This is a genomic window from Parabacteroides chinchillae, assembly GCF_900108035.1.
Lineage (GTDB): Bacteria > Bacteroidota > Bacteroidia > Bacteroidales > Tannerellaceae > Parabacteroides > Parabacteroides chinchillae.
Genome location: NZ_FNVS01000004.1, coordinates 126950 through 149062, shown reverse-complemented (window position 1 = coordinate 149062; position 22113 = coordinate 126950). Strand labels below are relative to the sequence as shown.

Here is a 22113-nt window from a genome sequence, read left to right as displayed (position 1 = left end):
TATGCAAGAATCAAATGATATAATTAATGAGGTAACAAGTGGCGACTATAAATACGGTTTTGTTACCGAGATTGATACGGAAACGATTCACCGGGGGCTGGATGAAGAGACGGTACGTATTATTTCTGCTAAAAAGAATGAACCCGAGTGGTTGCTCGAGTTCCGCCTGAAGGCATACCACCACTGGCTTACACTGGAAATGCCTAAATGGCCTCACCTTACGATTCCGGCAATAAATTACCAGGACATTATTTATTATGCAGCTCCAAAAAAGAAAGAAGGCCCGAAGAGCCTGGATGAGGTTGATCCGGAATTGTTGAAAACATTCGATAAATTAGGTATTCCGTTGGAAGAACAGAAGCATTTAAGCGGCATGGCTGTAGATGCCGTCATGGACAGTGTATCTGTTAAAACTACCTTTAAAGAAAACTTGGCGGAGAAGGGGGTTATATTCTGTTCTTTTAGCGAAGCTGTTCAACATCATCCCGACCTGGTACAGGAATATTTGGGAAGTGTGGTTGGTTATCGTGATAATTTCTTTGCAGCTTTGAACTCTGCCGTTTTCTCGGACGGTTCGTTTGTATATATACCGAAAGGTGTCCGTTGTCCGATGGAACTAAGTACTTATTTCCGTATCAATGCAGCCAATACCGGACAGTTTGAACGTACATTGATTGTTGCCGATGATGAGGCTTATGTAAGTTATCTGGAAGGATGTACGGCTCCGATGCGTGACGAGAATCAGTTGCATGCGGCAATTGTAGAAATTGTAGCAAAAGAACATGCAGAGGTGAAATATTCTACGGTACAGAACTGGTATCCAGGCGATAAAGAAGGAAAAGGCGGTATCTATAATTTCGTTACCAAACGTGGTTTATGTAAGGGTGAGGGTAGTAAAATATCCTGGACACAGGTAGAAACCGGATCTGCTATTACCTGGAAATATCCAAGTTGTATTTTAGCAGGAAATAATTCGGTTGGCGAATTTTATTCAGTGGCTGTCACAAATAATTATCAGCAGGCCGATACAGGTACGAAGATGATCCATTTGGGAAAGAATACACGTAGTACGATTGTTTCTAAAGGTATTTCTGCCGGTCATAGTCAGAACAGCTATCGCGGGTTGGTTAAGGTTTCACCCCGTGCGGAGGGTGCACGCAACCATAGCCAGTGTGACAGTTTATTGCTGAGTTCTACTTGTGGTGCCCATACTTTTCCGTATGCCGATATTCAGAATGAGACAGCTGTGGTAGAGCATGAAGCAACTACCAGCAAGATTAGTGAAGAGCAGTTGTTCTATTGTCAGCAACGCGGTATTTCGGTTGAAGAGGCAGTTGGGTTGATTGTAAACGGGTATGCCCGTGAGGTTATGAACAAACTTCCGATGGAATTTGCTGTCGAAGCACAGAAATTGTTGACTATATCGTTGGAAGGTAGTGTAGGATGATAAAAATATAAATGTATGTTAGAGATAAAGAACTTACATGCCAATGTAAATGGCAAAGAGATATTGAAAGGTATAAACTTGTCGGTTAAGGCCGGTGAAATACATGCAATCATGGGACCGAACGGTTCCGGCAAAAGTACGTTAAGCAGTGTATTGGTGGGGAATCCTGCTTTTGAAGTGACCGAAGGGGAAGTCACTTTCAATGGCAAGGATTTGTTGGAGCTTTCGCCCGAAGACCGCAGTAGGGAAGGTATCTTCCTGAGCTTTCAATACCCGGTGGAAATCCCGGGTGTAAGTATGGTGAACTTTATGCGTGCTGCTTTGAACGAACATCGTAAGTATAATGGCCAACCTCCTGTATCGGCTACCGATTTCCTGAAGTTGATGCGTGAAAAGCGTGCAATTGTCGAACTGGATAATAAGCTGGCAAACCGTAGTGTGAATGAAGGTTTCTCTGGTGGTGAAAAGAAACGTAATGAAATATTCCAGATGGCAATGCTCGAACCTAAACTGGCAATTCTGGATGAAACCGATTCCGGTTTGGATATTGATGCCCTGCGTATTGTGGCTAATGGAGTAAACAAGCTGAGAACTCCTGAAAATGCAGCAATTGTAATTACTCACTATCAGCGTTTGCTGGATTATATTAAGCCGGATGTGGTACACGTTCTTTACAAAGGGCGTATTGTGAAGACAGCCGGTCCCGAACTGGCTCTCGAACTTGAAGAAAAGGGTTACGACTGGATCAAGAAAGAGATGGGGGATGAATAATATGAAAGCAGAACAGCAGTATATCGAGCTTTTTGCACAATGTGAAGACCTTGTATGCCGTCATGCCTCGGAGGTGATGAATGCTCCGCGTGCACAGGCATTAGCTGATTTTGAAAGGCTGGGCTTTCCTTCTGTAAAGGGCGAAGATTATAAATATACGGATGTAGCTCTGGCATTTACTCCGGATTACGGGATCAATATCAACCGTTTGGATATTCCTGTAAACCCGTATGATGTATTTCGCTGTGATGTACCGAATATGAGTACCTCCCTTTATTTTGTTGTAAATGATTCTTTTTATGATAAAGAATTGCCCAAAGCAAATTTGCCGGAAGGGGTCTATGTCGGAGGATTGAAAACTTTTACCGAACAACATCCGGAAATAGCAGCCCGTTACTATGGTAAGGCTGCCTCGAGCAGTAAAGATGGCATTATAGCTTTGAACACGATGCTGGCTCAGGACGGTTTTGTTTTGTATATACCAAAGAATGTGGTGGTAGAACGCCCTATCCAGTTGGTTAATATATTTCGCAGCGACGTGGACACGATGGCCAATCGCCGTATTCTGGTGATTATGGAACCTCATTCCGAGGCAAAGTTGCTGGTTTGTGATCATAGTATTGATGATGTCAAATTCCTGTCTACCCAGGTGATTGAGATATTCGCAGGCGAAGGTGCTTATTTTGATTATTACGATCTGGAAGAAAGTAGTGAGTCTACTACTCGCTTCTCTTCACTTCATGTAAAACAGGAGGCCTCCTCAAATGTGCTGGTAAACGGCATTACTTTGAATAACGGCCTTACCCGTAATAATTACTATATCGAATTGAACGGAGAGAATGCCGAGACTAACTTGTGCGGTATGTCTATCTTGGATAAGCAGCAACAAGTGGATACCTATAGCCACATAACGCATGCCGTTTCTCATTGCACCAGCAACGAACTATTCAAGAATGTGTTGAACGATCGTGCCGTAGGTGCTTTCAGCGGACGTATTTTTGTAAAAGAGGGTGCCCAGAAGACGGAAGCTTACCAAACCAACCGGAATCTGTGTGCCACCCGCGAAGCGCGTATGTACAGTAAACCCCAGTTGGAAATCTATGCTGACGATGTAAAGTGCTCGCACGGTATGACGACAGGACAATTGGATGAGAATGCTCTCTTTTATATGCAAAGCCGCGGTATTCCACGTGATGAAGCACGTATGCTGTTGAGCGTTGCTTTCACGGCAGACGTGATAGACCACGTACGCCTGGATGTATTGAAAGACCGTTTGCATAAGTTGGTAGAGAAACGTTTCAGAGGGGAACTTACCAAATGTGCCAGTTGCCGTATTTGCAAATAATAAGATAAACAATACCGAAAACCCGGATAACAGTCGTTATATGTTATCCGGGTTTTTTGTTTACTTTTGTGAATCATTAAAATCTGATTATTATGCAACTCACTCACATTGCTCTCTGGACAAATGATCCGGAACGCCTCCGCGATTTCTATGTACAGTATTTTGACGGGAAAAGCAATGAAAAATATGTGAATCCCAAGAAAGGTTTTTCCTCCTATTTTGTCTCTTTCGAGAGTGGACCCTCCTTGGAGATTATGCAGCGGAATGATATTACGGAATTTTATCTGCCCGAACATATCGGTTTGGCTCACTTGGCTTTCCATGCAGATACGCGCGATCAGGTAGACTGTATGATGGAACGGTTCAGGGAGGATGGTTGTGTTATTGCCGGCGAAACCCGCGTGAGCGGAGACGGATATTATGAAGGTGTGATATTGGATCCGGATGGAAACCGTGTTGAAATTGTAACGAGATGAAAACACAGGCAAAAGCATGTATAATCAGTTCCGCCCTGTTGGCAGGACTGGTCGGTTGTAAAGGAAAACCCGAAGTTCCCCTGAATGTAATCTATATTCTGGCCGATGATTTAGGGTATGGCGATGTGGGCTGTTATGGCCAGCGAATTATTAAAACGCCTAATATTAACCGGATGGCGAAGGAAGGTCTTTTGTTTACCCAACACTATGCTGGTTGTACCGTGAGCGCACCTTCGCGTTGTTCACTAATGACAGGATTGCATACCGGACATTCGCAGGTGCGCGGTAACCGAGAGATTAAACCGGAAGGACAGCAGCCAATGGAGGCCGATACTTATACACTGGGAACGATGATGAAATCGGCTGGGTATGTAACCGGTATTTTCGGTAAATGGGGATTGGGTAATCCCGGCTCTGTTTCTGTGCCGAATAAGATGGGATTCGACGAGTTCTACGGTTATAACTGCCAGCGCCAGTCTCATACTTTTTATCCGGATCATTTGTGGCATAATGAAGATAAGGTGCTTTTGCCGGAGAATAATGACAATGCATGTGTAACCTATTCGCAAGACCTTATTCACCAGCAGGCCCTCCGGTTTATCCGCGACAATAGGGACAGGCCTTTCTTTGCCATGCTTACTTACACTTTGCCACATGCCGAACTCAACTTGCCGCATGATTCCATTTACAGGATGTATGAAAATAAATTCGATGAAACACCTTATATCGGCAAGTTTGATAAAGTGATGGGAGGTTATAATACTTCGGAACAACCCAAAGCCTCTTTTGCCGCTATGGTGTCACGGCTCGATATGTATGTGGGCGAGGTATTGGCTGAACTGAAAGCGCAGGGACTCGATAAAAATACGCTGGTGATCTTTACCAGCGATAACGGCCCTCATCATGAAGGAGGTGCCGACCCGGACTTCTTCCGTAGTTATGGCCCTTTAAGAGGAATTAAGCGTGATATATACGAAGGCGGCATCCGTGTGCCTATGGTGGCCTGGTGTCCCGGAAAGATCAAATCGGGTAAGAAAACAGATCAGGTTTGTGCATTCTGGGATGTGATGCCTACTCTGGCGGAGCTGGTCGGTACAACCCTTCTCCAGCCGGGCGATGGAATCTCTTTTTTGCCCACCTTGTTTGGAAAGGGAGAACAGAAACAGCACGATTACCTATATTGGGAGTTTCATGAACTTAACGGGCGCGAAGCCCTTCGTGCCGGCAACTGGAAACTGATACGCCAGCCGGTTGTAGGTGAAACAATCCTGGAACTTTATGACTTAAGCAAAGATATTCATGAAGACCATAATCTTGCCTCACAGTTTCCGGACAAAGTAGAAGAACTTGCCGCCCTGATGGACGGTGCCCGTACGGAATCTCCTTACTTTAATTTCGGCAGGGAAGGAGACAAGTAAATAAACGCGATACGAACGATAACAGATATAATATACATGCAACTGAATAAAATTCCCCATACCTATACTATTATTTCCGTAGTCATACTAATTTGCGCCGCCTTGTCGTGGGTGATTCCTGCCGGAGAATATGCCCGGGAGACGGTGGAGGTGAACGGTTCCGAACGTACGGTGATCGTTGATCATTCTTTCCATCCTGTCGAAGCCTCCCCACAGAGTTGGCAGGTGTTCGGTGCATTGATGGAGGGATTTGAGAAGCAATCGGGTATTATCGCCTTCCTGTTAATTATAGGTGGGGCATTCCAGATTATGAACAGCAGCCGGGCGATAGATGCCGGTATTCTCTCCTTTCTCCGCAACTCGCGGCGGATTGAACGTTTCGGCCTGTTCCGTCGGCTGGGGGTGAATAATGTGGTGGTAGCTTTCATTATCATTTTGTTCAGCGCTTTCGGGGCGATCTTTGGCATGAGCGAAGAGACGCTGGCTTTTGTCATTATTATTGTGCCACTTGCCATTTCGATGGGATATGATTCCATAACGGGACTCTGTATGGTGTATGTGGCCGCACATGTGGGCTTTTCGGGGGCTGTGCTTAACCCGTTTACTATCGGTATTGCACAGGGTTTGTCGGATTTGCCGTTGTTCTCGGGCTTCGGCTACCGTCTGTTTTGCTGGGTTATATTGACAACTATATTGATTGTGGTTGTTCTTCGGTATGCCCACCGGATATACAAACATCCGGAGCGTTCCCTTATGTATGGAGCCGATGCCTATTGGCGTGAACGGGGGGAAGAGGCATCCGGGGAGACGTTGGAGGTACCCACCACACGTTCTGCCTGGATTGTATATGCCCTTATCATGATTGCCTTGATAGCCTTTTCCGTAAACTACCCGCAGACAACGTTTACTGTGGGAGAGGGAAGCCTCTCTTTTCCGGCGATACCTGTGTTTTCCGCTCTGTTTGCCTTTTCCGGCTTTGTAGCTTTGCGCAAAAGCAACCAGCTTTTTATCTTGAATCTGCTGGGATTTACCATTGTGTTTCTGGTAACCGGCGTGATGGGGTATGGATGGTATCTGGTGGAAATATCCGCCATCTTTCTGGCGATGGGGGTTCTTTCCGGTTTTGCCAATAATGAGAATGCAGATACGTTGATTGGCCAGTTCCTTACGGGAGCCAAAGATATGTTGTCGGCCGCTTTGGTGGTCGGTCTTGCCGGTGGTATTATCCAGATTTTGCAGGAGGGGCGGATTATTGACCCTATTCTGCATGGCCTTGCAGCCTTGATGGGAGAAGCGGGGCGTATTACTTCGCTGGGCGTGATGTACCTGATCCAGACGGCTATCAATATTATCATCCCTTCCGGTTCAGCCAAGGCAGCACTCACGATGCCTATTATGGCACCCTTCTCCGACGTGATTGGCATATCGCGCCAGGCAACCGTACTGGCCTTCCAGTTTGGCGACGGCTTCACGAATATGATTACACCCACCTCTGGCGTGCTGATGGGGGCACTGGGGATGGCACGCATTCCTTATGAAGTGTGGGTGAAGTGGTTCTTCCGCATTCTGTTACTTTTTATTGTCATGGGTATGTTGTTGCTTATCCCTACGGTGTTGGTTCCGCTGGACGGCTTCTGATGTGTTAGTAAAAAAGTATTTGGTTGCTTACCTTTCGGAAAATAGTTGCCTATTCAAATAAGATCGAATGCTGGGATCAACGGAAGGTGGTAATGTGGAATATAAAATGGCCTTTATAGTAGTTAATTTTGATGTGGTTGCCTAGGTATGAATAAATAAATTATCGTTGTTAAAATAAACATCGTATCTTTGGTACGTGTTATACGATTAAATAAAAAATTGTTATGTTAGACATTAATGCAATCCGGTCCGATTTTCCAATCCTGAGGCATCCGGTGTATGATAAACCCCTTATTTACTTCGATAATGCGGCAACTACACAAAAACCGCGTTGTGTTGTAGAGAAGATTGAAAACGGTTACTATAACGTAAATGCCAATATCCACCGTGGAGTTCACTTTCTGAGCCAGGCAGCTACGGAAGCACACGAAGACGCCCGTCGCACGGTACAACATTTCCTGAATGCTCGTTCTTCCAACGAAATAATCTTCACCCGCGGCACAACAGAAGCCATCAATCTGGTTGCTTCAAGCTTTACAGACGAATGTATGTCGGCCAACGATGAGGTGATCGTCTCTGTCATGGAGCATCATTCCAACATTGTGCCCTGGCAGATACAAGCTGCAAAGAAAGGCATCACGTTGAAAGTGATTCCGATGAACGAGAAAGGAGAATTGAAGCTGGATGAGTATCGTAAGCTTTTTTCCGACCGTACCCGCCTCGTGTCGGTAACTCATGTTTCGAATGTGCTGGGTACGATAAATCCGGTAGCCGAAATGATAGAAGAGGCTCATCGCAACGGTGTTCCTGTTTTAGTGGATGGTGCACAGTCCGTTCCGCACATGGCTGTGGATGTACAGGCGTTGGATGCCGAATTTTATGTCTTTTCCGGACATAAGGTGTATGGGCCTACCGGAATAGGCGTCCTGTACGGTAAAGAAGAATGGCTCGAAAAACTACCTCCTTATCAGGGTGGGGGAGAGATGATCGCTACCGTTTCTTTTGAGAAAACAACGTTTAATGAACTTCCGTTTAAGTTTGAAGCCGGAACACCCGACTATATCGGTAGCACAGCCCTGGCCGAAGCTCTGCATTATGTTACCCGCCTGGGGATGGACAATATTGCTGCTTACGAGCATGAACTGCTGACTTATGCAACTGACAAACTGAATGCGATCGAAGGCATGCGCATCTTTGGACAAGCGGTCGATAAAGGGGCTGTTATTTCTTTCCTTGTAGGTAATATCCACCATTACGATATGGGAATGTTGCTGGATCGCCTGGGGATCGCCGTCCGCACCGGCCATCATTGTGCGCAGCCTCTTATGCAGGTGTTAGGTATCGAAGGTACGGTTCGTGCTTCATTTTCCTTTTATAACACAAAGGAAGAAATCGATGCTTTTGTTGCCGGAGTAGAGCGGGTACGGAAAATGTTCTGATGTATTTTTTACTATAATGTATAAAATTAAATGCCATGAAAAAAATCTTATTACTGGCAGTTGTCTGCCTGCTTTGTCTTCCGCTGTCCCTGTCGGCCTATAACGGGCAGTTGTCTTTTAAGAACGGTAAGTTTAAAATCGTTCAGTTTACGGATATACACTGGGACAATAAATCTCCCAATTCTGCAAAAACGGCAGAAACTATCCAGTCCGTGATAAAGGCGGAACAACCGGATGTGGCAATCCTTACGGGTGATGTAGTAACATCGGCTCCGGGTGTTGAAGGTTGGAAAGCTATAATCAATATATTTGACGGAGCTAAAATACCTTATGCCGTTCTTATGGGGAATCATGACGCCGAAGTTGTGGCAAAAGGAGAAATATATGATATGCTGCTCCGGTCGCCCTATTTCGTTGGTGCGAAAGGACCGGAAAATATCCGCGGATGCGGAAATTATATCTTGCCTGTTTATGGCTCGAAGAATAAACAAAAAATAGCTGCACTGCTATATTGTATCGACTCCAACGACTATCCTACACTGAAAGAGTATGGCCATTATGACTGGATTCATTTCGATCAGATTGCCTGGTACCGTGACCAAAGTACAAAATATACGCAGGCTAACGGGGGAAAAACTTACCCTGCCCTGGCTTTCTTCCACATTCCGCTTCCCGAATATTATAAAGTAGGCCGTTCCGATACGAAGCTGGGTGTTATGAACGAAGGCGCCGTTGCTTCGCCGGACATTAACACGGGCATGTTTGCTTCTTTTATCGAAATGGGTGATGTTATGGGTGTCTTTGCCGGACACGACCACGACAACGATTTTATCGGCTTGAACTTTGATATAGCTTTGGCATACGGTCGCGTAACAGGTGCCGATGCCTATGGCGACCTGGTAAGAGGCGGACGTGTTATTGAGTTAAGCGAAGGACAGCGCGGATTCGACACATGGATCACTACCCCTGCCGGCCGCGAATATGTTTACTATTATCCTTCCGGCCTTAATTCAAAAGACGAGGAAACGATGACCTACCTTCCGGCTAAGAATGTAAAACCTAAACAGCATGGCGTTGCTTATACTTATTACGAAGGTAAGTTTAAACAGACCGATCAGATAGCCGCCGGCACTAAGCTGAAAGAGGGAACGATGAAAAATTTCTCTATCAAAGAAGCTCCTGCCAAAGATCATTTTGCTTATGATTTCCGTACGTTGGTCAATATCCCTGAAGATGGCGTTTACCGCTTCTACACCTTCTCCGACGACGGTTCCAAATTGTTTATTGACGGACATATGGTAGTGGATAACGATGGCGGACACAACGACAGGCAGAGGAAGGGAATGGTAGCCCTTAAAGCCGGTTTCCACGAATTGCGTGTTCTGTATTTTGAAGATTATATGGGAGAGATGCTGGAAGTAGGCGTTTCCAGCCGTAAGATAAAAGAATCTGTGTTGCCGGATGATATGTTGTATCTTCCCGAATAAATAACGGACAAAAAGAAAAGAGACAGGTTAGTATGTTATTACCCTATATGGAAGCCGGCCGGATAGAGGCCGGCTGTGATGAAGCAGGACGTGGTTGTCTGGCTGGTGCGGTATTTGCCGCTGCTGTTATTTTGCCACCCGATTTTCAGAATGAAGATATGAACGACAGTAAACAGCTTAGCGAAAAGAAGCGTTATGCCTTGCGCCCTGTTATCGAACAGGAGGCATTGGCTTGGGCGGTGGGTATTGTTTCGCCGGAAGAAATAGACCGTATCAATATACTTAATGCCTCTTTTCTGGCGATGCACCGTGCCATAGGGCAGTTAAAAGTAAAACCCGAACACCTTTTGATAGACGGCAACCGCTTCAATCCATATCCGGATATCCGGCATACGACAGTTATAAAAGGCGACGGCAAATATCTTTCGATTGCCGCCGCCTCTATTCTTGCTAAGACATATCGTGATGATTATATGAATGGCTTGGCTGAAGAATATCCGGGTTACCTCTGGACAGAGAATAAAGGCTATCCTACACGTGCACACCGTGAAGCGATTCGCCGGTTGGGTATTACCCCTTACCATCGTAAGACCTTTACCTTATTGCCCGAACAACTTGAACTGCAGTTCTGATTTATTCCATTTCTTTCGTACGGAAAGCCAGTGCGTACATGCGCATCTGCTTCACCATGGAAACCAGGCCGTTGGAGCGGGTAGGCGATAGGTGTTCTTTCAGGCCTATTTTCTCAATAAAATACAGATCGGCATCCAGTATCTCCTGCGGTGTGTGATCCGATAGTATGTTGATCAGGAGGGAAACGATCCCTTTTACGATAACAGCATCGCTTTCGCCCTGGAAAACGAGCTTTCCATCCACATAATCGGCTTGCAGCCAAACACGGCTCTGGCAGCCTTCAATAAGGTTCGATTCTGTTTTGTACTTGTCTTCCAGCGGAGGAAGGGAGTTGCCCAGGTCTATCAACAACGCATACTTGTCCATCCAGTCATCAAAAGCGGAGAATTCCTCTATTACGTTGTCCTGAAGTTCGTTTATTGTCATTGTCTTCTATCTTTTATCTGTTATATACTACTTCAAGTACTGTTTGGCCTACGGCTTTCAGTACGTTTTTGTCTATATTGCCCATGTTATCGTTCTGTGTATGCCAATGGTCGCTGAAGCCTTTGGCCGATTCCGGATCATAATTGATAATGTCCAGGCAGGGAATACCGGTTTCTTCAATAACAGCTTCATGGTCGTCTGTTACACCTCCGCCGTTTGCATTGATAAAATACTTGCCATATCCCAACTTACGGGCAACTTCCCATACTTCGTCCACATAACGTGCTGCATGGCGCATGGAGATATATTCTTTATAGAATACGGCATCTTTGGCTCCTACCATGTCGAGCAGGATGCCGAACTCTGCCTTGTAGCCCGGTTTATGCGGGTTTTTTCCCCAGAAACGGCTGCCCAGGCACCAGGTATCGCTACTGTCTCCATATTTCTCTTTCGCAAATTCGGGTACTCCGTAATCTTCCGCATCAAAGAAGATGATATCTACTCCCACGTCGGGAGTCCTTATTCCCATCTGGCGGGCTATTTCTAACAGGGCACCTACTCCGCTTGCACCATCGTCGGCACCATCCAGCGGTTTCCGGTAATTGGCAGGGTTGGGATCGTGATCCGAGTAAGGACGTGTGTCCCAATGGGCGAAAAGCAGGATGCGTTTCTCTTTATCGGGATTGAAGGAACCGATTATGTTACGCGATTCCAATGGAGTTCCGTCGTATGCCGTCAGTGTTGCTTCCTGTTCGTATACTTGTGCCCCGAAGCGTTTTAGTTCGGAGACCAGATAATTGCCACAAGCTTTATGAGCCGACGTGTTCGGAATACGGTAGCCGAACGACACTTGCTTTTCAACATAGGCGTATGCACTGTCTGCATCGAAGGAAGGAGTGATAGTTGTCGGGGCTTTCTTCAATTCGGCAACCGGAGCCGTTGTTTCGCCGGTTCCTTTCTGGCCGCATGAAAACAATATGATACTTAGTAAAATAGAAACCACTTTTATCATAAGTTTGGGATTATAACCTGTTAATTATTTTTATTCGTGATCGGGGCCGTATTGTACTTTGTTCATTACACGCAGCAGGTTGCCGCCCCATATTTTAGCTATTTCATTTTCAGTATATCCTTCTTCCAGCAGACGAACTGTGATGTTTATCAACTCGTTGGTTGCACGGCAACCGATTAGCTCGCCGTCGCCGTCAAAGTCAGAACCAATGCCTACGTGGTTTATTCCAATCAGGTTTACGATATGGTTGATATGGCGGATGGCATCACTGAGTGAAGCCTTTTCTGAATCTTTATTGATAAAACCTTTGTAAAGGCAGAGTTGTACCACTCCCTGGTGTTCGGCCAGTGCTTTCAACTGGTCATCCGTCAGATTACGCGGATGATCGCAAAGGGCACGGACAGAAGAGTGGGAAGCGATAATCGGATAACGGCTGGTTTCCAGCGCATCATAGAATGTGCTTTCGGCAGCATGCGAGACGTCTACCATGATACCAAGCCGGTTCATTTCATGTATTACTTCTTTTCCGAAGGGGCTGAGGCCGTTCCATTCTCCATTTCCCCGGGCAGAATCGCAAATATCATTATCACCGTTATGGCAAAGGGTAATATAAGTTACACCCAGTTCTTTGAAGCGTGCAATGTTCGCAATGTCCTTACCTATGGCATATCCGTTTTCCACACCTAGTAAAATGGACTTCTTGCCGGCGGCTTTTAGTACATGTACTTCCTGCGGAGAATGGGCAATGCACATACGTGTACGGTTCAACATGTGCTGGCGGCGGATTTCAAGGAGACGGTTTATTGCCAAGTCGGTGGCTTTCTGTGAAGAAATATCGTCTCTTGGTCCTTGTGGAATATAGGCAACCATAAAGGTCGCATCGATCAACCCTTCCTCCATAAAAGGAAGATTCACCTTTCCGCCTTCTTTCATGCCGATATTGAATTCGCCCGGAAATATCATCGGCGTGTCTGTGTGCGAGTCTATAGTGACGTTACGGTTGTGAATCTCTTTCGCCCGGGCAAATGTACGGGCTGTATCAACATGATATCTGAATAGCTTCAGCATCTGTTCGTCACCATTTGGTGCCATGGCTTCAGGATGCCATTGTACACTGAAAATTGTTTTTTCCGGATGTTCTATCGCTTCGTTGATTCCGTCGGGAGCCGTTGCCGTAGCGATAAACTCAGGAGCAACTTCCTTTATTGCTTGGTGATGGAAAGAGTTTACGAGTATCGGGTCTTCCTTTAATATCTTGCCGAGTTTGCTTTCGCTTTCGTCCAGACTGACGGTATGCGAAGCAAATTCACGTGCCAGACTCTGGCTGTGTTTTAATAATTTATGGTCGCTTTGCGAATGAATATCCTGGTAAATACTGCCTCCGAATGCTACATTGATAAGTTGATGCCCGCGGCATATGCCCATAATAGGCAATTGGCGGTTGATTGCAAGGCGGAGCAGGATCAAGTCGAATTCGTCCCTGTATGTGTCCACATCCTGTAGCTGGGGTATCGGTTCTTCAAGCAAATAAAGCGGGTTGATGTCTCCACCTCCGCTCATTAATAGCCCGTCCAGGTTGGAAATGATAGCTGTTAGTGCTGCCAGATCCGTAATGACCGGAATAAGAACCGGAGCTCCTCCGGCTGCCAGTACGGATTGTACGTATGTTTCGGCTATACAGGAAAGTCCGTCTTTCCGATTAGCCGAAATTCCTATGCGTGGAGGTTGAAGGCTTCCTTTTAACGGTATAAACTGATCAACTTCCCTATATAAGGTTTCTAAATTCGGACGACGGATCTTCATATTCATATTCTTTTTAAGTTGACAATTGACAGTTGACAGTTAAAATACCACTTGCGCACCTGTCACCTGTCAACTGTTTAGGCGTCAATTTTAGCGTATGTTGCATTGTCTTCAATAAATTCGCGGCGCGGGCCAACATCTTCACCCATAAGCATAGAGAATATCTGGTCTGCTTCGGCGGCATTATCGATAGTGATCTGCTTCAGAGTACGGTTATCCGGATTCATTGTTGTATCCCATAATTGGTGGTCGTTCATTTCTCCCAAACCTTTGTAACGTTGGGTGTGGATCTGATTTTCATTACCATTACCGTATCTGTCGATGAAAGCTTGTCGTTGTTGTTCCGTCCAGCAATATTCTTCCACTTTACCCTTCTTACATAAGTAGAGCGGGGGAGTAGCCAGATAAACATATCCGTTCTCTATCAGAGCACGCATACGGCGGAAGAAGAAGGTCAGGATCAATGTTGCAATGTGGCTTCCGTCCACATCGGCATCGGTCATGATAATTACCTTGTGGTAACGTATCTTATCCATATTTAGAGCTTTCGGGTCATCTTCTGTTCCGATGGTAACTCCCATGGCACGGAAAATATTCTGGATTTCTTCACTTTCAAATATTTTATGATCCATTGCCTTTTCGACATTCAGAATCTTACCACGAAGCGGGAGAATAGCCTGGAAGTTACGGTCGCGTCCCTGCTTGGCCGTACCACCAGCAGAATCTCCTTCGACAAGGAATAATTCACAGTCAGCAGCAATTTTAGATGAGCAGTCTGCCAGTTTGCCCGGAAGACCTCCACCTGTCATTGGAGATTTACGTTGTACCAGTTCGCGGGCTTTACGTGCAGCCTGACGAGCTTGTGCTGCCAGAATTACTTTGTCTACAATTATTTTGGCTTCCTTCGGATGTTCTTCCAGATAATATCCCAGTGCTTCACCGATGGCCTGATCTACGGCTCCGGTTACTTCGCTGTTGCCCAGCTTTGTTTTTGTCTGTCCTTCAAACTGGGGTTCTGCTACTTTGATAGAAATGACAGCGGTAAGACCTTCGCGGAAATCGTCTCCCTGGATTTCAACTTTTGCCTTTTCCAGCAATTTTGAATCTTCTGCGTATTTCTTTAGCGTACGGGTCAAACCGCGGCGGAAACCAGCCAGGTGAGTACCTCCTTCTATCGTGTTGATGTCGTTAACGTAAGAAAATACGCTTTCGTTGTAGGACGTATTGTAAGTCATGGCCACTTCTACGGGTATGCCCTGTTTCTCAGTCACGATATGAATAACATCCTGGATCAACTTTTCTTTGGAGCGGTCTATGTAACGGACAAATTCTTTCAAGCCTTCTTCCGAATGGAAAGTTTCGGATTTATAAGTCCCGTCTTCTTTCTTTACGCGTTTATCCGTCAGATGTAGCGTAATACCGGCATTCAGGAAAGCAAGTTCGCGTAAACGTGTTGCCAGAATATCGTACTTGTATTCGGTGACACTGAAAATGCTTCCGTCCGGTTTGAAAGAAATGGTTGTTCCCACTCCATCCGTATCGCCTGCTATTTCTATATCATGTAAAGGTTTACCGCAAGAAAATTCTTGCATGTATAATTTCCCGTTTTTGCGAACTTCTGCTTTCAGATAAGTGGAAAGAGCGTTCACGCAGGACACACCCACCCCGTGCAGACCACCGGAAACTTTGTAAGAACCTTTGTCAAATTTACCTCCGGCATGTAATACGGTTAATACTACTTCCAAAGCTGATTTTCCTTCTTTCTCATGAAAATCTACAGGAATACCGCGGCCGTCGTCGGTAACGCTGATTGAATTATCTTCGTTGATTATTACGTCAATATTAGAGCAATATCCGGCAAGAGCTTCGTCTATCGAGTTGTCTACAACTTCGTATACCAAATGGTGCAACCCTTTTTCGCTGGTGTCACCAATGTACATAGACGGTCTTTTGCGTACGGCTTCTAACCCTTCAAGCACCTGAATACTGTCTGCCGAGTATTCGTTAGCAGTATTCTTAATTTCTTCACTCATGAGTTTATATTGTTTTAATCAGTAATTATCTGCCTATAAAAAGCTAACAAATATAGTGAAAATAATTGACATGGTAGTCCTTTCGGTGTGTGAAAATACTGAAAACCCTTTCGAGGGTATTTTAGGTAGGCAACCCGGTTGAAAAGGATAGGCAACGGGGTAAACTTTCTGTTAGGCAGGTGTTCTTTATTTATTAATTATAGTATCTTTGCTGTTGTTGTCAGGAGGAAGACATCCGGCAGCATTTTTTTTGAACATTTAATTATCAGAAGCGAAAAACTGGAAATTTTTGATCACTGATATTAAATGTTCGTGCCACCCTTATGTACATTTGAACTGTCCGAAAAGCATCTGATTTTACCGTGAAGTAAGATATCTCCACTTCCGCTTCGGAATATCCGTTTGGTCTTGGTAACCAGTACTCATGTTTATATTTTATTTTGTACCGGTATGCTTCATAGTCTTTGCCGGATGGAACAGGAGCATTTGACTACTTATGCCGAAGATGGCAAGCTGGGATTTGAGGAAATTCTCCTTGGTATGTGCCGTCGTTTTTTTAGGCAGTTCGGGATGAAAAAATAACGACAATAATTACAGTAACTATAAATACGTAAAGAGGACAAAATTTAAACTTTGTCCTCTTTATCGGGTAGCCCGTGGGGGAATCGAACCCCCCTTTCAAGAATGAAAATCTTGCGTCCTAACCGATAGACGAACGGGCCGTCAGGTTTAAAAAAGCCGGGCTTAATAGAGTCCGGCTTCACACTTTATATAAAGTATTTACCTTATGCTTGTGCAAGTTTGTTGACATGCTTAGCCAACTTTGACTTCAGATTACCTGCCTTATTCTTATGAATAATGTTTTTCTTGGCAAGTTTATCCAACATTGAGCATACCTTCGGGAACAGAGCCTGAGCTTCATTCTTGTCTTCGGTAGCACGCAAAACTCTCATTGCATTTCTTGCAGTTTTTGCATAGTATCTGTTATGCAAACGTTTTGCATTTGTTTGTCTGATTCTTTTGATTGATGACTTGTGATTTGCCATTTCTTAGATATCCTCTCTATTTATTCTTTAATCTTGTTTATTGTAGCCCGTGGGGGAATCGAACCCCCCTTTCAAGAATGAAAATCTTGCGTCCTAACCGATAGACGAACGGGCCAAACTGTCAAAGCTCTCACTTTTAGCACTCTGAGAATGTTGATTTCTCGATTGCGAGTGCAAAGATAGATCATCTCGTCAAACTACCAAAACATTTCAAAGGAAATTTTAATAGAAGTATTTGTTTTAACTTCTATTTAGAACCTAAATCCTCTAAATGTATTTCCAATGCTTTTACGGAAATATTTATTTCCCAGATGCATACGCATAATGACGCTGCTAATAACAGGAGTGCAACACCAAATATCCATGCTGCAATTATTTGCCATGAAATATAGATAAAGAACATAGCGATGACGCAAAAGAGTAAACTAAGAATACCCAGTATCTGCATGGAACGTGTAAGATAAAGCCTTTTCCTCAGATTAGCTATCTGGGCAAAATCCTTCGGATCGTGTGTCTGTTGATGCTTTTCTTTCAGGTTGCGTACTACACTTGCATACGACAGGAACCGGTTTGTGTACGCCAACAATATGAGCGATATGGCCGAAAACAATAATGATGGAGTGGTAAGATCTAACATAATCTGTTCTTTTTTATGTAACTGATGATACACATAATAGTTTGTTGTTTTGTATCTTTGCTCTACAAAGATATAAATTTATGCTGAGTAAAACACGGGGAATTGTTTTGCATTCTATTCCGTATAACGATAAGTATTCTATTATATATATGTATACGGAGGCTTTTGGACGGGCTTCTTATCTGGTTGCGCGTAACCGGGGAAAGAAAAGCACGGTTTCCAAAGCACTGTTTATGCCTTTGTCCGTCTTGGAAATGGAGGTGGAGCATCTTAATAAGCGGGATTTGCACCGGATTAAAGAAACAAAAATATGTTATCCGCTTACAGCGCTTTTCTGCAATCCCGTGAAAAATGTGCTGGCTCTTTTCTTATCGGAGGTTCTTTTCCGGGTAGTGAAAGATACGGAACCCGATGCCCGCCTGTTTGGATTTCTTTATGAATCCATTCAAATGTTGGAGTATTCGGAAGAAGGAGTTGCCAATTTTCATCTTGTTTTTTTGCTTCGCCTGTTATATTATTTAGGTATTTATCCGAATGCGGATTCCCATAATCAGGGATATTATTTCGATATGTTGAATGGGGTTTTTATAGATTCAATACCAGTGCACCGTCATTATTTGAACAGGGAAGAGAGTCTGGTATTTGCCCGTTTGTTGAAAATCAGCTTTGAAAATATGTCCTTATTCACCTTCTCCCGTAAAGATCGTGTACGTATTATTGAGCGTATATTAGAATATTACCGGTTGCATTTGCCGGAGTTCCCGGAGATAAAATCTTTTTCGGTGTTGCAAAGTCTGTTTGATTAGGTAGTTTGCTCTTTGAATACTTGCCAGTTTGCGGAAAAGATTATACTTTTGCCGCACCAATAAGGAATGGTCTTGTAGTTCAATGGATAGAATAGAAGTTTCCTAAACTTTAGATCCGGGTTCGATTCCCGGCGAGACTACTACATCCGCTAGAAATCATAATTCCTTCCGAAAGAAATTTTATTTTCTCTCGGAAGGAATTATTTTTTTGATACCTTTAGCCCCAAACTCGGGAATATATGCAAAAGACATTGTGTATTGAAAATGATATTAAGGAATTAGACCGGATAAATGATTTTCTGGAGGTCGTGGATGAAGAGTTCCATCTGCCGTCTGCATTCCGGATGAAACTAAATCTGGTTCTGGAAGAAGCAGTATCCAATATTATTTTTTATGCATATAAACCGGGCGAAAAAGGTTGTTCTATAAATATTGTAGTGTCATATGACAAAGGCTGGCTGACCCTGATGTTAACAGATTCGGGTATTGCTTTTGATCCTACCAAACGCGAAAATCCCGATATTACTTTGTCTGCAGAAGAACGTCCTATTGGCGGATTAGGGATCTTTTTAATTAAGCAGATAATGGATGAGGTGAGTTATAGGAGAGAAAAGAAACAGAATGTTTTGATTATGAAGAAAAAAATAAAAGCATAATATATGAATGGTAATATGAAAGTAACAGTTACGGAAGGACCGGAAGTTGTAGTAATTGTTTCCGGTAGATTGGATACGAATAGCAGTGCTGATTTTGAAAAAACAATAGAACCTGTTCTTAACGGAACGGCTTTGAAAGTAAAAGTGGATTGTTCTGATCTTAAATATATAAGTAGTTCCGGATTGAGAGTGTTTCTTTTGTTACAGAAAAAAATTTCCCATCGAAACGGAGTATTGCGTTTATACGGTCTGAATGACGATATCAGAGAGGTGTTTGATGTTACTGGCTTTTCCGCTTTGTTTTTAATTGAATAATAAAAGATTATATAAGAAAAGGGGATGAATTTAAAATCGTCTCCTGGTGTAATCTGCAAAATCTTGCCCAAGTTTAGCGTAATCTTGGGCAAGTTTGTTTAATATCTAAAGTGTCTAATTTCTTTACACAACTATCAAATAATTAGACACCTTTGAATGTGATATGTGATATTAATGTGTTGATAATTAATAGTTTGTTTGTTTTGGCATACTTTTTGATTATTTATGAATAAAGTCATAGCTATTACAGGTAAAACTAAATTAATTAAATATGCAAAGTACATTCAGAAATTTGCTTTACGTTCTAACGCGTTATAAGTTGGCTACAGCCACTAACCTTTTGGGGTTGAGTTTTGCTTTTGTATTATTTATTCTGATTTGGATACATGTAAGTTATGAATATAATTTTGATGTATCTATACCCGATAGAGAGAGAATATTTCAACTAGAGAATATGCGTAATGATGGGATATGGGAAGCTAATTTCTCGCGCCCACAGCTTGAACGTTTTATTGCGGCTTCACCCGGTATAGAAGCAGCTGCTATTACAAATAATCTGGTTTACTCCTCTGTCCGTTTAGGTGTTTCTACCAGCAAAGAAGTTGATGGTAAGAGCTATATGGAACAAGTGGAACGAATAACTATCGGATATACAAAAGTTTTTGGTTTTGAGATGGTTGCCGGTAGTACGGATTGCCTGAACCATCCGGATGGGGTATTGATATCGGAAAGTATGGCCCGGAAATTTTTCGGTGAAGGTAATCCGGTTGGTAAACCTGTTTACTTTTCAGAATTTGAAAGTGCTGAAGGTACAGACATATATGGACTCCATTTTGAGCCGGCATATATAGTCGGCGGGGTTTATCGTGATTTTCCGGGAAATACCCGTTTGAAAAATGCGTTGTATATTCCAATCATGGAAAAAGAAATGATGCATGATTGGAATACCGGTTCATATTATTGTTACCTGTTGATGTCATCTCCTGAAGCAGTTCCTGCAACCATTGATCAATATATGACCAATAACAAGGAGTTTCTTAAAAATTTCGCGATTGAAGATATTCGTCTCAGACCTTTGGCTGAACTTTATTTTGGCCAGCAGGTACGCGCAGATGCGGCTCCTGTCGGCAATAAGTTAAGGACGAATATGTTATTTTTTGTAGCCGTCCTGATTATTGGTATTGCGATGGTTAATTATATAAACCTTTCTATTGCATTGGCTCCGATACGCACTAAGTCGATTACTATTCAAAAAGTATTGGGTAGTTCGGATGCTACGCTTCGGAGATATCTTGTTCTGGAATCTTTAATAATTACCGTACTGGCATTTTTTATAGCTCTGTTTTTTGTTTTTCTTTTAAGTGATGTTCAATGGATTGCAGATATGTTGGGGCATCGGTTAGATTTATTCTCCAACTGGAGGATTTTAGCGATGACGTCATTAATTGTGATAGGATGTGGTATGTGTGCCGGAATATATCCCGCTTTTTATATCACCTCCTTCCCTCCGGTGATGGCTCTGAATAAAACTTTCGCACTTAGTGATAGAGCGAAGAATACTCGGAAATTGCTGATCGGATTTCAGTTTGTTATTTCAATCACATTGGTTGTCGGTTCGTTGTTCGTCTTTTTGCAAAACAAATATATAGGAAATGTTGATTTGGGATTTAATAAGGACCATATCATGGAAGTAAGATTAAGTATGGGAGCGGCATTGAATAAAAGTGAACTGTTCAAAGCCCGCCTTCTGGAGAGCCCGGATATCAGAGATGTGGCCTTTAGTGAGTTTAAATTTGTTTCGGACGAGTCCCGTTCCTTTATAGGATATAGCTATGAGGGGCAACATTCTTATATGAGTTGGTTTGGTGTTTCTTCTCGCTTCCCTGAATTAATGGATATTAAAATGATTGCCGGCCGATATTTCCGTCCGTCGGATGAAGCTCCGGGTAATAGTCAACCTGTCTGTATCTTAAGTGAAACTGCGGCAAAGGATATAGCTTCCCGTTTTACTTCCGGAAGAATAAATGATCTCTCGGATATAGTAGGTACAAACATTTCTGATAATAACATACCGGTGCAGATCGTAGGTATTTTTGAAGATGTTCACTATGAATCTTTGTATAGGCAATTGCGTCCGCTGGGGCTTTGGGTATCGGCTAAGAATCATTATCGCCATACGGTACCGGAAAGATATTCGTATGTGAAAATAGCCGGAGGAGATCCGCGGGCGGCGATCGAACATATCCACAAAGTGACAGAAGAGTTAATGCCTGGATATCCGGTCGATATTCATTTTTTTGATTCGGTATTGGATAAGCTTTACCATAAAAGTCAAAAACAAGGAGCATTGGTTACCATCCTATGTCTTCTGGCGGTGTTTTTATCTTTGGTCGGAGTATTCGGGTTGGTTATTTTTGAATTACAAGACCGGGAAAAAGAAATTGCTGTACGTAAGATATTTGGATCTACAGTTCGACAGATTCTTTGGATGTTAAACTCTTCTTTTCTTCGGGCTACACTCGTTTGTTTCGTTATTTCAATTCCTGTTGCTTATTATGGGGTAAATATATGGTTGCAAAGCTTTGCCTATAAGACACCTGTTTATTTATGGGTATTTATCGTAGCATTATTAATAATCGCTTTGCTTACATCATTAACGGTTACATTCCAGAGTTATCGTGCAGCAACAGCAAATCCGGCTTCTAAACTGGGGCATTAACCGAAT

19 protein-coding genes and 3 tRNA genes are annotated in these 22113 nt (G+C 43.5%); 14 read left to right on the top strand and 8 right to left on the bottom strand.

Translation table 11 applies throughout. The features are described from left to right. Window position 1 precedes the first annotated feature (1 nt). From sufB to C4S38_RS04670, 9 genes are all read left to right on the top strand, one after another. Entirely contained in the window at window positions 2-1447 is a 1446-nt protein-coding gene (gene sufB, locus C4S38_RS04710; RefSeq protein ID WP_103982751.1) for a Fe-S cluster assembly protein SufB, read from the top strand. Window positions 1448-1462: 15 nt separating this feature from the next. Then, window positions 1463-2218: a Fe-S cluster assembly ATPase SufC gene (sufC, locus tag C4S38_RS04705; RefSeq protein WP_103982750.1), complete on the top strand. Its 756-nt coding sequence runs from the start codon at window positions 1463-1465 to the stop codon at window positions 2216-2218. Further along, window positions 2211-3563, top strand: a complete 1353-nt coding sequence (gene sufD, locus C4S38_RS04700) for a Fe-S cluster assembly protein SufD (protein ID WP_103982749.1) — start codon at window positions 2211-2213, stop codon at window positions 3561-3563. Before sufC ends, sufD begins: the two co-directional genes overlap by 8 nt. 92 nt (window positions 3564-3655) lie before the next feature. Next, window positions 3656-4039, top strand: a complete 384-nt coding sequence (locus C4S38_RS04695; protein WP_099464455.1) for a VOC family protein — start codon at window positions 3656-3658, stop codon at window positions 4037-4039. Further along, window positions 4036-5457 carry an arylsulfatase gene (locus C4S38_RS04690; RefSeq protein ID WP_103982748.1) on the top strand — a complete coding sequence of 474 codons (1422 nt, stop codon included), beginning with the start codon at window positions 4036-4038 and terminating at the stop codon, window positions 5455-5457. The genes C4S38_RS04695 and C4S38_RS04690 overlap by 4 nt, the downstream gene beginning before the upstream one ends. Before the next feature lie 36 nt (window positions 5458-5493). Then, window positions 5494-7095: a YfcC family protein gene (locus tag C4S38_RS04685; protein WP_103982747.1), complete on the top strand. Its 1602-nt coding sequence runs from the start codon at window positions 5494-5496 to the stop codon at window positions 7093-7095. A 224-nt stretch (window positions 7096-7319) separates the two neighbouring features. Then, entirely contained in the window at window positions 7320-8534 is a 1215-nt protein-coding gene (locus C4S38_RS04680; protein WP_103982746.1) for a cysteine desulfurase, read from the top strand. Between the two features lie 35 nt (window positions 8535-8569). Further along, window positions 8570-10021, top strand: coding sequence for a PA14 domain-containing protein (locus tag C4S38_RS04675; protein ID WP_103982745.1), 1452 nt, complete (start codon window positions 8570-8572; stop codon window positions 10019-10021). A 32-nt stretch (window positions 10022-10053) separates the two neighbouring features. Next, window positions 10054-10653 (top strand): ribonuclease HII, encoded by a 600-nt coding sequence (locus C4S38_RS04670; protein WP_103982744.1) that lies wholly within the window; start codon window positions 10054-10056, stop codon window positions 10651-10653. Between the two features lies 1 nt (window position 10654). Here C4S38_RS04670 and C4S38_RS04665 read toward each other — a convergent pair whose 3' ends face one another. From C4S38_RS04665 to C4S38_RS04630, 8 genes are all read right to left on the bottom strand, one after another. Beyond that, the gene (locus C4S38_RS04665) at window positions 10655-11080 is read right to left on the bottom strand and encodes a SufE family protein (RefSeq protein ID WP_099464449.1); all 426 of its coding nucleotides are present in this window, start codon (window positions 11078-11080) and stop codon (window positions 10655-10657) included. Window positions 11081-11093: 13 nt separating this feature from the next. Next, the gene (locus C4S38_RS04660; protein ID WP_103982743.1) at window positions 11094-12092 is read right to left on the bottom strand and encodes a M28 family peptidase; all 999 of its coding nucleotides are present in this window, start codon (window positions 12090-12092) and stop codon (window positions 11094-11096) included. Window positions 12093-12122: 30 nt separating this feature from the next. After that, window positions 12123-13895 (bottom strand): gamma-glutamyl-gamma-aminobutyrate hydrolase family protein, encoded by a 1773-nt coding sequence (locus C4S38_RS04655; RefSeq protein ID WP_103982785.1) that lies wholly within the window; start codon window positions 13893-13895, stop codon window positions 12123-12125. A 77-nt stretch (window positions 13896-13972) separates the two neighbouring features. Further along, a complete protein-coding gene (gene gyrB / locus C4S38_RS04650) occupies window positions 13973-15928 on the bottom strand; it encodes a DNA topoisomerase (ATP-hydrolyzing) subunit B (protein WP_099464447.1) in 1956 nt (651 codons plus the stop codon). A gap of 650 nt (window positions 15929-16578) precedes the next feature. Then, window positions 16579-16650, bottom strand: a tRNA-Glu gene (locus C4S38_RS04645). Between the two features lie 63 nt (window positions 16651-16713). Further along, entirely contained in the window at window positions 16714-16974 is a 261-nt protein-coding gene (rpsT, locus tag C4S38_RS04640; RefSeq protein WP_099464445.1) for a 30S ribosomal protein S20, read from the bottom strand. Between the two features lie 43 nt (window positions 16975-17017). Beyond that, window positions 17018-17089: transfer RNA gene (locus C4S38_RS04635), tRNA-Glu, on the bottom strand. A gap of 132 nt (window positions 17090-17221) precedes the next feature. After that, window positions 17222-17611, bottom strand: coding sequence for a DUF2721 domain-containing protein (locus C4S38_RS04630; RefSeq protein WP_099464444.1), 390 nt, complete (start codon window positions 17609-17611; stop codon window positions 17222-17224). 80 nt (window positions 17612-17691) lie between these two features. Between C4S38_RS04630 and recO the strand changes: the two genes are divergently transcribed. From recO to C4S38_RS04605, 5 genes are all read left to right on the top strand, one after another. After that, a complete protein-coding gene (recO, locus tag C4S38_RS04625) occupies window positions 17692-18417 on the top strand; it encodes a DNA repair protein RecO (RefSeq protein WP_103982742.1) in 726 nt (241 codons plus the stop codon). A gap of 68 nt (window positions 18418-18485) precedes the next feature. After that, a tRNA-Arg gene (locus C4S38_RS04620) sits at window positions 18486-18557 on the top strand. Between the two features lie 99 nt (window positions 18558-18656). After that, window positions 18657-19073 (top strand): ATP-binding protein, encoded by a 417-nt coding sequence (locus C4S38_RS04615; RefSeq protein WP_103982741.1) that lies wholly within the window; start codon window positions 18657-18659, stop codon window positions 19071-19073. Between the two features lie 3 nt (window positions 19074-19076). After that, window positions 19077-19388: an STAS domain-containing protein gene (locus tag C4S38_RS04610; protein WP_103982740.1), complete on the top strand. Its 312-nt coding sequence runs from the start codon at window positions 19077-19079 to the stop codon at window positions 19386-19388. A 271-nt stretch (window positions 19389-19659) separates the two neighbouring features. Beyond that, window positions 19660-22107 carry an ABC transporter permease gene (locus C4S38_RS04605; protein WP_103982739.1) on the top strand — a complete coding sequence of 816 codons (2448 nt, stop codon included), beginning with the start codon at window positions 19660-19662 and terminating at the stop codon, window positions 22105-22107. Window positions 22108-22113: the final 6 nt, after the last annotated feature.

Coding starts and splice junctions, on each gene's coding strand:
- sufB (WP_103982751.1), top strand. CDS start 2: ATGCAAGAATCAAATGATATAATTAATGAGGTAACAAGTGGCGACTAT.
- sufC (WP_103982750.1), top strand. CDS start 1,463: ATGTTAGAGATAAAGAACTTACATGCCAATGTAAATGGCAAAGAGATA.
- sufD (WP_103982749.1), top strand. CDS start 2,211: ATGAATAATATGAAAGCAGAACAGCAGTATATCGAGCTTTTTGCACAA.
- C4S38_RS04695 (WP_099464455.1), top strand. CDS start 3,656: ATGCAACTCACTCACATTGCTCTCTGGACAAATGATCCGGAACGCCTC.
- C4S38_RS04690 (WP_103982748.1), top strand. CDS start 4,036: ATGAAAACACAGGCAAAAGCATGTATAATCAGTTCCGCCCTGTTGGCA.
- C4S38_RS04685 (WP_103982747.1), top strand. CDS start 5,494: ATGCAACTGAATAAAATTCCCCATACCTATACTATTATTTCCGTAGTC.
- C4S38_RS04680 (WP_103982746.1), top strand. CDS start 7,320: ATGTTAGACATTAATGCAATCCGGTCCGATTTTCCAATCCTGAGGCAT.
- C4S38_RS04675 (WP_103982745.1), top strand. CDS start 8,570: ATGAAAAAAATCTTATTACTGGCAGTTGTCTGCCTGCTTTGTCTTCCG.
- C4S38_RS04670 (WP_103982744.1), top strand. CDS start 10,054: ATGTTATTACCCTATATGGAAGCCGGCCGGATAGAGGCCGGCTGTGAT.
- C4S38_RS04665 (WP_099464449.1), bottom strand. CDS start 11,080: ATGACAATAAACGAACTTCAGGACAACGTAATAGAGGAATTCTCCGCT.
- C4S38_RS04660 (WP_103982743.1), bottom strand. CDS start 12,092: ATGATAAAAGTGGTTTCTATTTTACTAAGTATCATATTGTTTTCATGC.
- C4S38_RS04655 (WP_103982785.1), bottom strand. CDS start 13,895: ATGAAGATCCGTCGTCCGAATTTAGAAACCTTATATAGGGAAGTTGAT.
- gyrB (WP_099464447.1), bottom strand. CDS start 15,928: ATGAGTGAAGAAATTAAGAATACTGCTAACGAATACTCGGCAGACAGT.
- rpsT (WP_099464445.1), bottom strand. CDS start 16,974: ATGGCAAATCACAAGTCATCAATCAAAAGAATCAGACAAACAAATGCA.
- C4S38_RS04630 (WP_099464444.1), bottom strand. CDS start 17,611: ATGTTAGATCTTACCACTCCATCATTATTGTTTTCGGCCATATCGCTC.
- recO (WP_103982742.1), top strand. CDS start 17,692: ATGCTGAGTAAAACACGGGGAATTGTTTTGCATTCTATTCCGTATAAC.
- C4S38_RS04615 (WP_103982741.1), top strand. CDS start 18,657: ATGCAAAAGACATTGTGTATTGAAAATGATATTAAGGAATTAGACCGG.
- C4S38_RS04610 (WP_103982740.1), top strand. CDS start 19,077: ATGAATGGTAATATGAAAGTAACAGTTACGGAAGGACCGGAAGTTGTA.
- C4S38_RS04605 (WP_103982739.1), top strand. CDS start 19,660: ATGCAAAGTACATTCAGAAATTTGCTTTACGTTCTAACGCGTTATAAG.